Genomic DNA, 13,844 nt, shown 5'->3' with positions numbered 1-13,844 from the left:
GTCGGAATCCCGGGTGGGGAAGCGACCAGAACTGGCGATTCGATGAGGTGACGCGGTGCGGCGCGACCGGCGCGTCAGGCGTGCCGGCGGCGGCGCTGCAGCACGAGCACGACGCCCGCGGCGAGCAGCAGCCCGCCGAACACGACGAACCGTGCCACCGTCGCGCCCGTGTTGCCGAGCACCCCGGCGCTCGACGAGGAGCCGGAGCCGCCCGCACCGGCACCGCCGTCACCCGCGGGCCCAGCCGGCGGGTTGGTCGGCTCGCCCGGCGTGCCGGCTGCCGCGACGGTGAAGTCCACCACGACCGCCTTGGTGCTCTGCCGCCCGGTGAGGGTCACCGAGTGGGCTCCCGGCTCGCTCGGCGCCGTGAAGGTGTAGGAGGCGGTGCCGTCGATGACGTCCTGCGACCCGAGATCGGTCGGTGTCGAGGCGACGGTCGCGCCGATCTGGCGGTCGCCCATGAAGCCGGATGCGTCGACCGTCACCTCGGCCCCCGGCTCCACCGTCGTGGCCGACAGCGCCGCCGTGGCGCCCGAGCTGAGCGACGCGGTGTCGCGGTTCAGCTGCAGGGCGTTCGCCATGGTGAAGAAGTTGTCGGTCTGGTCGGTCAGGCCCACCACCTGCGCGCCGCCGGGGCCGTAGGCCGCGATGCGGAGCTGCGAGCCGGTGTGCTGCTGCGAGCCGCCGGCCGCCGCGGTGCCGTAGGCCACCTTCATGACCGTGCCGTCCTTCGTGGTGAGGGCGGTGCTGAGGCTCGTGGGCGGCGTGCTGTCGACGATCTGGCTGGTGTGGGCGTGGTCGGCGGTGACGATGACGAGCGTGTTGCCGTCGGTCTTCGCGAACTCGAGTGCGGCCTGCACGGCCTCGTCGAGGTCGATCGTCTCGCCGATCTGGCCGCATGCGTTGGCGGCGTGGTCCTGCTTGTCGATCGAGGCGCCCTCGACCTGCAGGAAGAAGCCCTGGTCGCCGGTGTCGAGCAGGTCGATCGCCTTCTGGGTGAGCGACTTCAGCGACAGCCCGCTGTCGAGCCGGTCGGGGTTCGGCTGGCAGGTCACCGGCGCGAGGTCGGCGCCTCCCACGGTCGCCTCGCTGGGGGCGAAGCGGGTGGGGAAGTTGCCCTCGGTGAAGAGGCCGAGCACCGGGGCGGTCTGGTCGGCCGAGGTGACGGCGGCGAGGCCCGCCGCGTCGCCGACCACCTGGTAGCCGCGGTCGTCGGCCTGCTCGAACAGGGTCTGGCCGTTCCACTGGCCGGCCTTCGCGGTCTGCGTGAAGCTCTTCGAGCCGCCGCCGAGGGTCACGTCCGGGCGGGTGTCGAGCAGCTGCTCGCTGATCGAGCCGAGGCCGCCGGCCGCGAGCGCGTCGTCGCCGCAGCTCGGGCTGTCGGGGCCGTAGCAGCTGCGGGCATCCACGTGCGCAACCTGCACGGCGGGCGTCGCATCCTGGATCTCGGCGGTCGACACGTCACCGGTCTTCAGGCCGTTCGCCTTCGCGATCTCGATGAGGGTCTGCTGCGGGTTGCCGTCGACATCGACCGAGATGGCGTTGTCGAAGGTCTTCGTGCCGGTCGACCAGGCCGATCCGGTGGCGGCCGAGTCGGGCACGTAGTCGGGCTTGCCCTTGTTGGCGCCGTCTCGGTAGACCGAGTAGGTCGTGTACTGACCGGTCAGCGGCAGCGCGTCGATGCCGGGCAGTTCGCCGCCGGCGCCGTACTCGTAGTTGCGGGCGACGGTGATCTCCGAGTCGCCCATGCCGTCGCCGATCAGCAGGATGACGTTCTTCGCCGGTCCGTCGACGATCGAGGCCCGCAATGCGGCGGCCTTGTCGCCGTCGTTGCGGGTGGCCCCGCCGTTGTCGGTGATGTCGGCGTAGGCCGCAGCCGGGACGCCGATGCTGGCCGCGGTGAGGAGGGCCGCGGATGCGAGGATCAGCGTGCGCCGCTTACCCCCGCCCTGGTGTGCGCTGAGCGCCATCGTGTGCTCCATGTCATGAGGTCGGCACCCACCCCGGGTGCCGTCGCTCCAGCACAGCGGCGACCCGGAACGGTGGCCCGAACATCCGAGGTCCTCCGCATGAACCCGAGGTGTCCACTCGGTGTGCCCTGCCCGGGGGTCAGCGTGCCGGGGTGCCGGCCGGCGCCGGCGACCCCGCGCGGTCGCCGCGCGGGCGCATGAGCACGAGGTCGGCCCCGGCGCTCCGCACCTCGACGAAGCCGAGCCGCCGGGCGAGCGCGAGCGAGGGGGCGTTGCGCGCATCCGTCACCGCCGTCACCCAGCGCGCCCCCACCACGTCGTAGGCGAAGTCGAGCAGCGCCGAGGCCGCCTCGGTGGCGTAGCCGCGACCACCGGCCGACGGATGCAGCACCCAGCCGATCTCCGCCGACCGCTCCGCCGCTCCGACCGACCGCAGGTGCAGCGAGACGTCGCCGATCAGTCGCCCGTCGCGCTCGATCGCCAGCGCCAGGAAGTCGTCCTTCTGCCACAACCGGGTGTGCCGGGTGCGGTCGCGCAGGTGCCGGGCCGAGCTCGCACGGTCGCGTTCGGGCCACGGCAGGAACGCGCGCACCGCCGGCTGGGACTGCAGGGCGAACCAGTCCGCGGCATCCGCCGTGCGGTGCGGGCGCAGCAGCAGCCGCTCGGTGCGGATGCGCGGTGCATCGAAGGGCGTCTCGGTGCGCGGCCCCCGCAGCACCCGGGGGCGGCGGATGCCCGCTGACGCCAGCCGGTCGCGGAAGGGCGCCAGGGGGAACGGAAGCGTGGGGCGCGTGGGGCGTGCGGGGTGGACGGCGCGGGTGGGCGCCCATCGGGTCGGCTGATCGAGTGCTCTCGACGAGGTCATGCCGAGACGGTACGTGCCGCACTCAGGTGGGCCGTGTGGGATTATTTGAGGTCTCTATGAATACGCATCGACTCGTGGATATCGGCGCGCCCGGCGACGACCATGGAAGAGTGGCGAACTCTCCGATCTCCGACGAACTCGTCACGTCGGGCCGCCGGCGTGCCGTGCTGGCGAAACTCCCGCGGATGTACCGGGCCGACGGATCGGCCATCCGCGTGCTGCTCGTCGACGACGAGGTGGTGCTCACCAGTCTCGTGAGCCTCGCGCTCGCCTACGAGGGCTGGGTGGTCGACGTCGCGCACGACGGGGCGACGGCGCTGCAGAAGTACCGCGAGGAGCGACCGGATGTGGTCGTGCTCGACATCATGCTGCCCGACACCGACGGCATCCGGTTGCTGCGCCAGCTGCGCGAGGTGGAGCAGGGCTCACCCACCCTCTTCCTCACCGCCCGCGACTCGGTCGACGACCGCATCATCGGACTGACCGCCGGCGGCGACGACTACATGACGAAGCCGTTCAGCCTCGAGGAGCTCGTGGCGCGGCTGCGCGGGCTGCTGCGTCGTTCGATCACGACCAGTTCCGACGAGGACTCGCGCATCGTGGTGGGTGACCTGCTGCTCGACGAGACGAGCTACGAGGTGAACCGGGGCGGCGACGCCATCTCGCTCACCACCACCGAGTTCGAGCTGCTGCGCTACCTGATGCGGAACCCGCGGCGGGTGCTTTCGCGCGCGCAGATCCTCGACCGGGTGTGGAACTACGACTTCGCGGGCAAGGCCTCGATCGTCGACCTGTACGTGTCCTACCTTCGCAAGAAGGTGGATGCGGGGCGCGCGCCGATGATCCACACCGTGCGCGGGGTGGGCTACGTGCTGAGGCCGGCCGAATGAGCGGGGCGCGACGCCGGTGGACGCTGCGTTCGCGCCTGGTGGTGGGCGTCACCGCGGTGTCGGCCGGTGTGCTCGCGGCGGTCGGCATCGGGAGCATCCTGAGCGTGAACGCCACCGTCACGCGTGTGGTCGACACGCAGCTGAGTGGTTCGATCTCGTCGTTCCGCTTCTCGGTGGAGAAGTACCGCTACGGCAACTTCGAGACCTCCGACGGTGTGCGGCACATCGACCCGCATCCGGAGAAGCCCTTCACCGACTACACGGGCAACGGGCCCGGCTCGGTGATCGCCCTGATCGAGGACGGCACGGTCGTGGACTCGGCCCACTTCAGCGACGGTGACGCGACGGCCTTGCCGCCGGTCGTGCTCGACCAGCTGGCGTCGGCGGACCTCGCACCGGGTACGCGCGAGACGACGGATCTCGGCGGACTCGGCAGCTATCGCATCGCGACCGAGGCCGACAGCACCGGAGCGCTGCTGGTGACGGGCGTCTCGATGGCGGCCGCCGATGCCGCGTCGGCGCAGCAGGCGGTGACGATGATCGGTCTCGCGCTGATCGGGATCGTGATCATCGGGTTCGGCGTGGTGCTCGTGGTGCGGCTCGGGCTGCGGCCGCTCGAACGGGTGGCGTCGACCGCCTCCTCGGTGGCGACCCTGCCGCTCGACCGCGGCGATGCCGCGATCACCGCCCGGGTGCAGGCGGCCGACACCGACCCCGACACCGAGGTCGGGCAGGTGGGCGAGGCGCTGAACCGTCTGCTCGCCCACGTCGACGACGCGCTCGCGGTGCGGGTGGCGACCGACAAACGGATGCGCCGCTTCGTCACCGACGCGAGTCACGAACTCCGCACGCCGCTGGCTGCGATTCAGGGCTACGCCGAGCTCACCAGGCAGCAGAGCGACGAGTTGCCCGAGCTGACCGAGTTCGCGCTCGCCCGGATCGAGTCGGAGGCGCAGCGCATGAACTCGCTGGTGAGCGATCTGCTGCTGCTCGCCCGGCTCGACGAGGGGCAGGACCTGCACCTCGACGAGGTCGATCTGGGCGAGATCGTGGTGAACGCGGTGAGCGATGCCCGCGCGTCGGCGCCCGGCCATCGCTGGGCCGTTGCTGTTCCGGATGCGCCCGCTCTCGTGCACGGCGACCGCGAGCGCCTGCACCAGCTGGTGCTCAACCTGCTCTCGAACGCCGCGGTGCACACCCCGGAGGGCACCGCCGTGACGGCGAGCGTGCGGCTCGTGCCGGCGGCGGAGGCCGCGGGGGCGGGTGCGGCGACTGACGGCGCAGCGGGCTCCGACGACGTGCTGGTCGAACTCGAGGTCGCCGACGACGGGCCGGGCATCGCGCCCGAACTCGTGCCCGAACTCTTCGAGCGCTTCGCGCGCGGCGATTCGTCGCGCTCACGCCGCGCCGGCAGCTCGGGGCTCGGGCTCGCGATCGTGGCATCCATCGTCGAGGCGCACGCCGGCGCCATCGAGGTCGCCTCGACCCCGGCGGGCACCACGTTCACCGTGCGCCTGGCCCGCGCCGCCGCCGCTGCGCCCGCCCCCGCCCTGTCGCCGGGCGCCCCCGCCGCTCCGGCTGCCGCCTCGTCCTCGGTGCCCGCCGCCACGTAGGTGTGACCGGGCATCCGCACGCCCGTATTCAGGTGCCTCGCGCGTATTCAGGGGAGTTCGGCCTGACTACGGTCGTGGCAGGTCGGCGATCCTGAAAAGGGTCAGGCCTCGGCCGGCCGGGGGGCGCCTGCGGCACCCGCCGGGGCGGCGCGCTTGCGCACCTCGCGGAGCACGATCTGTTCGGGGCAGACGGTGGAGAGGAAGTCGCCGACCGACAGGGCGAGCCGCTCGCCGACGAGCGAGTACAGGATGCGGTTGGCGTCACGCCGCTCGGTGATGAGACCGGCCTGGCGCAGCACGCCGAGATGGCGCGAGATGGTGGGCCCGCTGGCCGAGAAGCGCGCTGCGATCTCGCCGGCGGCCAGCTCGCCGTCTTTCAGGTCTTGCAGGATCTGCCGTCGCGTCGGATGCGCGAGAGCCGCGAAGATGTCGGACGCGCTGTCTGTCATATTCGCACTCTAGCACGCTTGCTAAATATCAAAAAGCCTTGTAGCTTCATCGCTAATAAGCGAAGGAGCACACTCATGCGAGTAGCAATCACCGGAGGCACCGGCTTCGTCGGCCGTCACCTGGCCGAACGGCTCGACCCCGCCGAGACCGTCATCGTCTCGCGCCGAACGGGCACGGCGATCGATGACGTCGAGGCGCTCGCCGAGGCGTTCGCCGGCTGTGACGTCGTCGCCCACTGCGCCGGCATCAACCGGGAGATCGGCGACCAGACCTTCGACCGGGTGCACGTCGCCGGCACCCGTGCGGTGGTCGAGGCCGCCCGGCGGGTCGGCGTGCAGCGCGTCGTGCTGCTCAGCTTCCTGCGTGCCCGACCCGACTGCGGCTCGCCGTACCACGAGAGCAAGTGGGCCGCCGAAGAGCTCGTGCGCAACTCGGGCCTGCCGCACACCGTGCTGAAGTCGGGCATGATCTACGGCCCCGGCGACCACATGGTCGATCACGTCACCCGTGCGGTGCGCACCTGGCCGGTGTTCGCGACGGTCGGCTTCCGGGAGCGCACGGTGCGCCCGGTGCCGGTCGACGACGCGGTCGACGTGCTGCTCGCCGCTCTCGAGGGGCGCATCCCCGAACCGACCGTCGCCGTGATGGGCGCCGAGGAGCTCCCGCTCGGCACGGCGGTGCGCCGCATCGCCCGTGTCGCCGGCCGACGCCCGCTCTACCTGCCCGTGCCCGTCGCCGCGATCCGCGCCCTGGCCTGGGTGGCGGAGCGCACGATGGTGGTGCCCCTGGTCGCCCGGGCGCAGGCCCGGATGCTCGCCGAGGGCGTCAGCGCACCGGCCCCCTGGGCGCCGGAGCCGCCCGAGGGCATCCGGCCCGCGCATCCGTTCAGCGCCGAGCGCATCCGGGCGGCGCTGCCGGCCGGCCGCTTCACGCGCGCCGACTTCCGCCTACCGCGGGGGGTTGCGACCAGGACGGTCGGGCGGCGCCGAGTCGAGCGAGAGCGGATCGTCGAGAGGTGAACGGGTTCAGGCGCGGCGGCGCATCCGCAGTTCGTCGGCGATGCGGATGACGACCGTGGCGACCACCACGGCCGCGGCGGTGGCGAGGGCGACGGATGCGACGGTCGGCGACTCGAGGCTGCCGGTGAGACGCGAGACCGCGAGCCAGGTGAGGCCCCAGGCGAGCGACGCCGTCGGCGCCAGCCGGCCGCCGCCGAACACGGCCAGGGCGACCCCCGCGAGACCGGCCACGATCACGACGGCTGAGCCCCACCCTTCCGCCGGCCAGCCGAAGCCGTCGAAGCCCGCGACCATGAACGCCGAGGTGAGGTTCGCGGCGGTGGCGACGCAGACCCAGCCGAGGTAGAGGCCGACCGTGCCGTCGACCACGAGCGATTCGACCCATGACTGACCGCGCCGCCGGGTGCGCACGACCAGAACGAAGGTCACGAGGAGTGCGGCGAGCAGCACGACGATGACGATCGCGCTGAGGGCCAGGAAACCCGCTTGAACGCTGAGGATCCACGCGGCATTCAGCAGCAGGGTGGCCGCGATCGGGTAGCCGAGGCGGCGCTGCCTGGCGCTGCCGGTCTGGCGGGGGAGGAATTGCCAGACGGCGTAGGCGACCAGCCCGGCGTAGATGACGCTCCAGATGGAGAATGCGGGGCCGGCCGGGGCGATGAGGGTGGCGTCGGCGCTCAGCGCGCCGCCCGCGGCATCCTGAATGGGAGTGCCACCCGCCGCGCCCGAGCCGACGAACGACCCCACGATCGCCAGCACGGCGCTCACCGCGACGACGGTCTGCCGCACGCGGTCGGAATTCACGGGATGGGTGACGGCGGTCTCGCTCACGGTGTTCTCCTCGCGGTGCTCAGGGAATCGAACTCGCTAACTAGCTTAGCTACTTGAGCCCCGAACCGCTCGGGTGGGTCGGCGGCGCCGGGCTGCCGGGCCGCGCTACCGTGATGGCATGTCGAGTGAACACCCCGTCGGTTCCGCACCCACCGCCGTCGCACGGGGGCTGACCGCCGCCCGGCGCGCGGTGACCGGGCCGAACAAGCCCGCACTCATCGTCTCGCTCCTGGTGTCGCTGTTCGCGGCGTTGTTCGTGACCTCCTACAGCCTGGCCATGAGCAATCCGCAGCCACACGACGTGCCGATCGGCGTGGTCTCCGAGACGGTCACCGCCGCGCAGCTGCAGGAGGGGCTGGCGAACGTCGAGGGTGCGTCGTTCGTCGTGGCCGACTATCCGTCGCTCGACGCGGCGACCCTCGCGATCGACGAGCAGAAGATCTACGCCGCCCTCGTCACCGGATCGGGGAAGTCGGCCGACCTCTACATCTCCAGCGCATCGGGCGCGTCGATCGCGAAGCTCATCGACGCCGACGCGACCGAGCTCGGCGACAAGGTCGGGGCGAGCATCACCGTCACCGACCTCAATCCGCTGAGCCCGAGCGACCCGAGCGGGCTCGTGCTGTTCTACCTCGCGCTGGCAGCGACCATCATCGGGTTCGTCGGCGCCATCCAGACCCGGGTGAACGCGGCGGGGCTCACACTCGGCGGCGAGCTGCTCTGGGATGCGGGGCGCGCCATCCTCGTCGGTCTCGTCATCACCCTCACCACCGGCCCGATCTTCGGTTTCGAGAGCTTTCCGATCGTGCCGGTCTGGGGGGTGCTGTCGTGCTCGGTGTTCATCGCGGGGGCGGTGTACAGCTTCTGGCGCGTGGTGATCGGCGGGCGGTGGGCGCTCGTGCCGACGTGGGTGCTGTTCATCCTGATCAGCAATCCGTCGTCGGGCGGCGCGGTGGCGCCCGAGTTGCTGCCGCCGTTCTACGAATTCATGGGGCGCTGGATGCCCACCGGTGCGACCGTGCGCGCGTTACGCGACCTCACCTACTTCCCCGACTACCCGCACGCCGAACCGTACCTCGTGCTCGGGGCGTGGCTCGTGGGTGCGACCGGCGCGTTCATCGTCGCCCGATCGGCGAAGTTCGGCCCGGGCCGTCTGCCGGCCCCCGCCCCCGACCCCAAGCCCGAACCCGCGGCACAGCCCGCTTAGGGGGTGCGGGACTGCTTGATGCCCGACTCGTAGGTGGCGTCGAGGTGCTGGAGGGTCTCGTCGTAGCGGCCTGCGGCGAAGGCCGCGTAGAGGATGTCGATGACGAGGATCTGCCCCCACTTGCTCGTCACCGACTCGCCGTAGAGCTCGCCGCCGCTCGGCACGCTGGAGGTGAACAGGGCGATGTCGGCGGCCGCGGCGAGCGGTGCATCCTCGGCGGAGGTGATGGCGATCGTGTGGGCGCCGCGCGACCGCGCCAGGGTGACGGCCTGGATGACCGAGGTCGACTGGCCGGAGTCGCTGATGGCGATGAGGGCATCGCTCGGGCCGATGATCGAGGCGAGCATCACCTGGATGCTCTGGTCGCGGAAGAGCAGGCACTTGCGCCCGGCGCGGGTGAAGCGCATGACGGCCTCCTCGGCGGCGATGCTCGAGGAGCCCATGCAGACGAACACGATCGTCTCGGCCGCGTCGAGATGCGCCACCGCCCGCGTCAGCGCGTCGATGTCCTGCCGCTGCGCCGTGCGGCGCATCGCCTGAACGCTGGAGCGCTCGATCTTGCCCACGATGGCCGCCAGGTCGTCGCCCCGCGCGATGCCCTCGTACACCAGCCGCTCCGGGCCGTCGGCCTCGGCGGCACCGGCCGACCGCGAGACGAACATCGCCTCGGCGACCTCCCGCGAGAGAGCCTTGTAGCTGTCGACGCCGAGTTCCCGCACGAACCGTGAGACGGTCGACTCCGCAACCCCCGAGGAGGTCGCGAGCTCGCTGATCGTCATGGACTGCGCCGCGGCGGGCTCCTTGAGGATGGTCTCCGCGACCTGCCGCAGCGACGGCGGGAGGTACGGCAGTTTCCCCGAGATCTTGTGCAACACGGTGTACTCGGGCGGCGGAACCTCCATCGACGACCTCCGTCTAACGCGGGTCATCGAGCACCCGCAACAGGTTGTCGACGGCGGCCTGAGCGGCGCGGTCGACGCTCTCCTCAGTGTATCCACCGAGATGCGGCGTCACGATGACCCGGTCGTGCCGGTAGAGCGGATGCGGCGCCGGCGGCTCGGTGGGGAAGACGTCGGTCGCGTAGGCGGCCAGCCGCCCGCCCTCGAGCGCCGCGAGCACCGCGTCGAGGTCGACGAGCGAGGCGCGTGCGGTGTTGACGAGCACGGCCCCGGGCCGGATGCGCGGAGCACCGTCGCCCGCAGCGAACGCCGCCGCACCGATCAGCGGCCCCTCGGCCGAACCCGGCGCGTGCAGGGTGACGACGTCGGCGTCGAGGGCGCCCGCGAGGTCGGTGAACGCGAAGTCGCCGTCGGGCGCGAACCCGGCCGCCGGGTAGGCGTCGAAGGCGCGCACGCGCATCCCGAGCCCGAGCGCCATGCGGGTGACCCGCTGCCCGATCTGGCCGCACCCGACGACCCCGAGCGTGCGGCCGGCGAGCTCGACGCCTTGCCGTCGTGCCCAGTCCCCGCTCTTCAGGCGGGCGTCGTGCCACGGGATGTGCCGCGCGCTCGCGAGTATCAGGGCCACGGCCAGCTCGGCGACGCCCTGCGCGTTCGACGCCGGCGCGGTCGCCACCTCGACGCCGAGCCGTGCGGCGGCGTCGATGTCGATCGCGTCGACCCCCACGCCGTTCCGCGACACCACGCGCAGACCCCGGGACGCGGATGCCTGCAGCACCTCCTCGTCGATGCGCTCGGCCCCAGCCAGCCAGCCCACGCATCCGGGCACCGCGTCGAGCAGTTCCGCGGCCGAGGGCGCGCGGCCCGGTGCCGGGAACACGAGCTCGAACCCCGCACCGACGAGGGCGTCGAGCGCCGCATGACGCGTCCCCAGCGCCGAGAGCGACCTCGGGGTGACGGCGATGCGCCGCCGGGCGGCCGTGGCGGGCATTCAGCCCTGCCAGCGCGGGTTGTCGACGAACTCGGGCGTTCCGTCGCGCTCGACGCAGAGCTTGCGGAAGCCCTTCGTCTCGATGGTGCCGTAGTCGTGCCCGGCGTGACCGGGGAAGGCGAAGAAGGTCACCAGCGGCTCGGTCGCCGATACGTTGATCGAGCGGTGCGCGTAGCGCCGCGGCACGTACACGGCGGCGCCCGGCGTGAACCGGGCCACTTGCCAGTCGCCCTCCGGGTTCTCCATCAGCATGTAGCCGTCGCCGCTCAGGCAGTAGTAGATCTCGGCGGTGTCGAGCACGGCGTGGAAGTGCCCCTTCGTCATGAAGTACTCCTCGCCCACCTTGCCGGGGTAGGTGATGCTCGTGCCGTACGCCACGTCGCCCGTCGTCGACGGCACCCCCATGTCGAAGAACTTGTAGGTCAGCACGTCGTCGGCGGCCAGCTGCGCCTCGAACGCCGCCTCGTCGGCGTACATGCCGCGCATGGCGGAGAGCGGGCGGCGCAACGGCTCCTTCGTGGTGGAGAGGCCGGTGTGCACGTCGAAGTCGGTGAGCACGGCGGCCACGGTCGTGCTGTCGGCAGCGGAGGTGGTGGATGCGGTGGGGCTGGTCATGCGGGGATTCCTTTCTTGCCGGCCGTCCGCGCGAGCTCGGAGAGCCGCTCGAAGTCCGGACCGTGGGTGGGGATGTCGAGGTGGAAGACGTCGGCGATCACGCGCGTCCACCCGTGCAGGAAGTAGAACCAGCCGTCGACGACGCGGATGTCGCGGGCGGGCTCCTGGGCGCGGGCCTGGTCGAGGAAGACGAGGTCGCCGCGGTAGTTGAAGTCCCAGGCGACGGAGCGCGCGGGAAAGACCACCGCATCCGTCAGCGGCGACCCCGGCCGGTCCTTGCCGAGGCCGGTGGCGTTGACGACGACGGATGCCTCGCGCGCGCCGGCCACGACGGCGTCGTTCTGCGCCGGCTCGGGCGCCTCCACGTACTCGATCGGCAGGGTCGAGCCGAGTCGCTCGTGCACCGCCCGCATCTCGTCGAGCCGGCCCGGGCGGCGGTTCGTCACGACGATGCGCTGCGGCACCTCGTGGCCCGCGAGCATCCGCTTGTGCAGATAGAGCGTGAGCGCGAGCGAGGAGCCTCCGGCGCCGAGCAGCACGAGCTCGCCGCCGGTGCGCGACCAGTAGGTGTCGTCGACGATGGCCTCGAGGGAGAGGCCGCTGGTGACGGGGTCCATGGCGTTGCCCCAGAGCTCGGTCGAACCCGCCGCGCCCTCGCGCTTCGCGATGCTCGAGATCTCCCCGAGCAGCTGCGCGTCGTCGCCGAACCCGTCGAACAGGTCACGGGCCGCGGTGACGATGTTGAGCTTGTGGGTGGTGACGAGCGCGCCGAGGGAGAGCGGATCGTGCTTGATGAACGACACCACCTCGCGGTAGGCCTCGGCGGGCGCATCCAGCGGCAGGTCGATGCCCGAGATCGTCGCGTCGATGCCGAGCGCGTCGGCCCAGGCGGGGAAGACGTCCATGATGGACGACTTGCCGGTGGAGACCCCGATGAAGTACATGGTGGGCCCCGCGGCGGGGGTGAAGTCGGTCAATGCAGTTCCCAATCGCTCGCGCGCTCGACGGCGCGTTTCCATCCGCTGTACATCGCCTCGCGCTGCTCGGCCGCCATGGCCGGCGCGAACGACCGGTCGAGGTCGAAGGTGTCGCGCAGCGCCTCCACGTCGCTCCAGAACCCGGTGGCGAGCCCGGCGAGGAAGGCGGCGCCCCGCGCGGTCGACTCGATCACCCGGGGCCGGTGCACCGGCACGTCGAGCAGGTCGGCCTGGAACTGCATGAGGAAGTTGTTGCGCACCGCGCCGCCGTCGACGCGGAGCTCGGAGACGGTGATGCCCGAGTCCTGCTCCATGCACTCGAGCACGTCGCGGTACTGGTAGGCGATCGACTCGAGGGTGGCCCGGATGACCTGCCGCCGCCCCGAGCCGCGGGTGAGGCCGAGGATGGCGCCGCGGGCGTACTGGTCCCAGTACGGCGCGCCCAGCCCGGTGAAGGCGGGCACGACGTACACGCCGCCCGAGTCCTCCACCTGCAGGGCCGCGGCCTCGCTGTCGCTCGCGGCGTAGAGCACCTTCAGCTCGTCGCGCAGCCACTGGATCGACGCCGCCGCCACGTAGATCAGCCCCTCGAGGGCATACTCCACCCGGCCGTCGACGCCCCAGGCGATCGTGGTGAGCAGCCCGATGTCCGAGCGCACCCGTTCGGCGCCGGTGTTCATCACGAGGCTGCCGCCGGTGCCGTAGGTGGCCTTCACCATGCCCTTGTCGAAGCAGGCCTGGCCGAACAGGGCCGCCTGCTGGTCGCCGGCCGAGGCGGCCACCGGGATGCGGGCGCCGGGGAACACGCCCTCCGCGGTGGTGCCGTAGACCTCGCTCGAGGGCCGAGCGGCCGGGAGCATCGCCCGGGGCACCCGCACGGCGGCGAGCAACGTCTCGTCCCAGTTGAGCGCCGAGATGTCGAAGAGCATGCTGCGCGACGCGTTCGTGTAGTCGGTGACATGGGCGGCGCCGCCGGTCAGGTTCCAGATCAGCCAGCTGTCGATGGTGCCGAAGGCGAGCTCGCCCCGCTCGGCGCGCTCCCGAGCGCCCTCCACGTGGTCGAGCAGCCACGCGATCTTGGTGCCCGAGAAGTAGGCGTCGACGACGAGCCCGGTGGTGTCGCGCACGTGCTCCTCGAGGCCCTGCGCCTTCAGCTCGTCGCAGACGGCTGCGGTGCGCCTGTCCTGCCACACGATCGCGTTCGCGATGGGTACGCCGGTGGCGCGGTCCCACACCACGGTCGTCTCGCGCTGGTTCGTCACGCCGATGGCGGCGAGCTGGCCGGCGTCGATGCCGGCCAGCGCTATCGCGCGCTTGGCGACCTGCAGCTGGGTGTCCCAGATCTCCACCGGGTCGTGCTCGACCCAGCCGGGCTTCGGGTAGATCTGGGTGAACTCCTGGCTCGCCTCGCCCACGATCGCGGCGTCGTGGTCGAACACGATCGCGGTGATGCTCGTCGTGCCGGCGTCCAGGGCCAGGACGTATCTGCTCGTCATCAGGTTTCCGTTCTTCGTCGA

The 13,844-nt window shown here is 71.7% G+C and carries 13 protein-coding genes; 4 read left to right on the top strand and 9 right to left on the bottom strand.

The features are described 5' to 3' along the window. Positions 1–74: 74 nt before the first annotated feature. A complete protein-coding gene (gene phoA, locus AC3WLB_RS06765) occupies positions 75–1,970 on the bottom strand; it encodes an alkaline phosphatase (protein WP_492504422.1) in 1,896 nt (631 codons plus the stop codon). 139 nt (positions 1,971–2,109) lie between these two features. Next, positions 2,110–2,835: a GNAT family N-acetyltransferase gene (locus AC3WLB_RS06760; protein WP_492504420.1), complete on the bottom strand. Its 726-nt coding sequence runs from the start codon at positions 2,833–2,835 to the stop codon at positions 2,110–2,112. 185 nt (positions 2,836–3,020) lie between these two features. Between AC3WLB_RS06760 and AC3WLB_RS06755 the strand changes: the two genes are divergently transcribed. Both AC3WLB_RS06755 and AC3WLB_RS06750 read left to right on the top strand, forming a co-directional pair. Then, positions 3,021–3,725 (top strand): response regulator transcription factor, encoded by a 705-nt coding sequence (locus tag AC3WLB_RS06755; protein ID WP_492504683.1) that lies wholly within the window; start codon positions 3,021–3,023, stop codon positions 3,723–3,725. Then, positions 3,722–5,338, top strand: coding sequence for a sensor histidine kinase (locus AC3WLB_RS06750; protein WP_492504418.1), 1,617 nt, complete (start codon positions 3,722–3,724; stop codon positions 5,336–5,338). The genes AC3WLB_RS06755 and AC3WLB_RS06750 overlap by 4 nt, the downstream gene beginning before the upstream one ends. Before the next feature lie 101 nt (positions 5,339–5,439). Here AC3WLB_RS06750 and AC3WLB_RS06745 read toward each other — a convergent pair whose 3' ends face one another. Continuing rightward, the gene (locus AC3WLB_RS06745; protein WP_022898274.1) at positions 5,440–5,787 is read right to left on the bottom strand and encodes a metalloregulator ArsR/SmtB family transcription factor; all 348 of its coding nucleotides are present in this window, start codon (positions 5,785–5,787) and stop codon (positions 5,440–5,442) included. A 75-nt stretch (positions 5,788–5,862) separates the two neighbouring features. On the opposite strand from AC3WLB_RS06745, the gene AC3WLB_RS06740 reads away from it, so the two are divergent. Continuing rightward, complete coding sequence (locus tag AC3WLB_RS06740) at positions 5,863–6,807, top strand: NAD-dependent epimerase/dehydratase family protein (RefSeq protein WP_492504415.1); 945 nt, start codon at positions 5,863–5,865, stop codon at positions 6,805–6,807. 6 nt (positions 6,808–6,813) lie between these two features. Here AC3WLB_RS06740 and AC3WLB_RS06735 read toward each other — a convergent pair whose 3' ends face one another. After that, positions 6,814–7,638 carry a TspO/MBR family protein gene (locus tag AC3WLB_RS06735; RefSeq protein WP_492504413.1) on the bottom strand — a complete coding sequence of 275 codons (825 nt, stop codon included), beginning with the start codon at positions 7,636–7,638 and terminating at the stop codon, positions 6,814–6,816. A 118-nt stretch (positions 7,639–7,756) separates the two neighbouring features. Between AC3WLB_RS06735 and AC3WLB_RS06730 the strand changes: the two genes are divergently transcribed. Next, positions 7,757–8,845, top strand: a complete 1,089-nt coding sequence (locus AC3WLB_RS06730; protein ID WP_051047966.1) for a hypothetical protein — start codon at positions 7,757–7,759, stop codon at positions 8,843–8,845. Here the strand turns inward: AC3WLB_RS06730 and AC3WLB_RS06725 are convergent. From AC3WLB_RS06725 to glpK, 5 genes are read right to left on the bottom strand one after another with little or no spacing between them, the layout of a single operon-like run. Beyond that, positions 8,842–9,747 (bottom strand): MurR/RpiR family transcriptional regulator, encoded by a 906-nt coding sequence (locus AC3WLB_RS06725; RefSeq protein WP_492504411.1) that lies wholly within the window; start codon positions 9,745–9,747, stop codon positions 8,842–8,844. The two genes, AC3WLB_RS06730 and AC3WLB_RS06725, sit on opposite strands and share 4 nt — an antisense overlap. 13 nt (positions 9,748–9,760) lie before the next feature. Next, positions 9,761–10,735 carry a phosphoglycerate dehydrogenase gene (locus tag AC3WLB_RS06720; protein WP_492504409.1) on the bottom strand — a complete coding sequence of 325 codons (975 nt, stop codon included), beginning with the start codon at positions 10,733–10,735 and terminating at the stop codon, positions 9,761–9,763. Beyond that, positions 10,736–11,350: a glucose-6-phosphate isomerase gene (locus AC3WLB_RS06715; protein WP_492504407.1), complete on the bottom strand. Its 615-nt coding sequence runs from the start codon at positions 11,348–11,350 to the stop codon at positions 10,736–10,738. After that, entirely contained in the window at positions 11,347–12,327 is a 981-nt protein-coding gene (locus AC3WLB_RS06710; RefSeq protein WP_492504405.1) for a shikimate dehydrogenase family protein, read from the bottom strand. Before AC3WLB_RS06710 ends, AC3WLB_RS06715 begins: the two co-directional genes overlap by 4 nt. Continuing rightward, complete coding sequence (gene glpK, locus AC3WLB_RS06705; protein ID WP_492504403.1) at positions 12,324–13,823, bottom strand: glycerol kinase GlpK; 1,500 nt, start codon at positions 13,821–13,823, stop codon at positions 12,324–12,326. Before glpK ends, AC3WLB_RS06710 begins: the two co-directional genes overlap by 4 nt. Between the last annotated feature and the right edge of the window lie 21 nt (positions 13,824–13,844).

It is taken from the genome of Herbiconiux sp. FW305-C-125 (assembly GCF_058783455.1).
Note: the sequence above shows the minus strand (reverse complement) of the source record. Positions and strands in the feature narration are given on the sequence as shown.

Coding starts and splice junctions, on each gene's coding strand:
- phoA (WP_492504422.1), bottom strand. CDS start 1,970: ATGGCGCTCAGCGCACACCAGGGCGGGGGTAAGCGGCGCACGCTGATC.
- AC3WLB_RS06760 (WP_492504420.1), bottom strand. CDS start 2,835: ATGACCTCGTCGAGAGCACTCGATCAGCCGACCCGATGGGCGCCCACC.
- AC3WLB_RS06755 (WP_492504683.1), top strand. CDS start 3,021: ATGTACCGGGCCGACGGATCGGCCATCCGCGTGCTGCTCGTCGACGAC.
- AC3WLB_RS06750 (WP_492504418.1), top strand. CDS start 3,722: ATGAGCGGGGCGCGACGCCGGTGGACGCTGCGTTCGCGCCTGGTGGTG.
- AC3WLB_RS06745 (WP_022898274.1), bottom strand. CDS start 5,787: ATGACAGACAGCGCGTCCGACATCTTCGCGGCTCTCGCGCATCCGACG.
- AC3WLB_RS06740 (WP_492504415.1), top strand. CDS start 5,863: ATGCGAGTAGCAATCACCGGAGGCACCGGCTTCGTCGGCCGTCACCTG.
- AC3WLB_RS06730 (WP_051047966.1), top strand. CDS start 7,757: ATGTCGAGTGAACACCCCGTCGGTTCCGCACCCACCGCCGTCGCACGG.
- AC3WLB_RS06725 (WP_492504411.1), bottom strand. CDS start 9,747: ATGGAGGTTCCGCCGCCCGAGTACACCGTGTTGCACAAGATCTCGGGG.
- AC3WLB_RS06720 (WP_492504409.1), bottom strand. CDS start 10,735: ATGCCCGCCACGGCCGCCCGGCGGCGCATCGCCGTCACCCCGAGGTCG.
- AC3WLB_RS06715 (WP_492504407.1), bottom strand. CDS start 11,350: ATGACCAGCCCCACCGCATCCACCACCTCCGCTGCCGACAGCACGACC.
- glpK (WP_492504403.1), bottom strand. CDS start 13,823: ATGACGAGCAGATACGTCCTGGCCCTGGACGCCGGCACGACGAGCATC.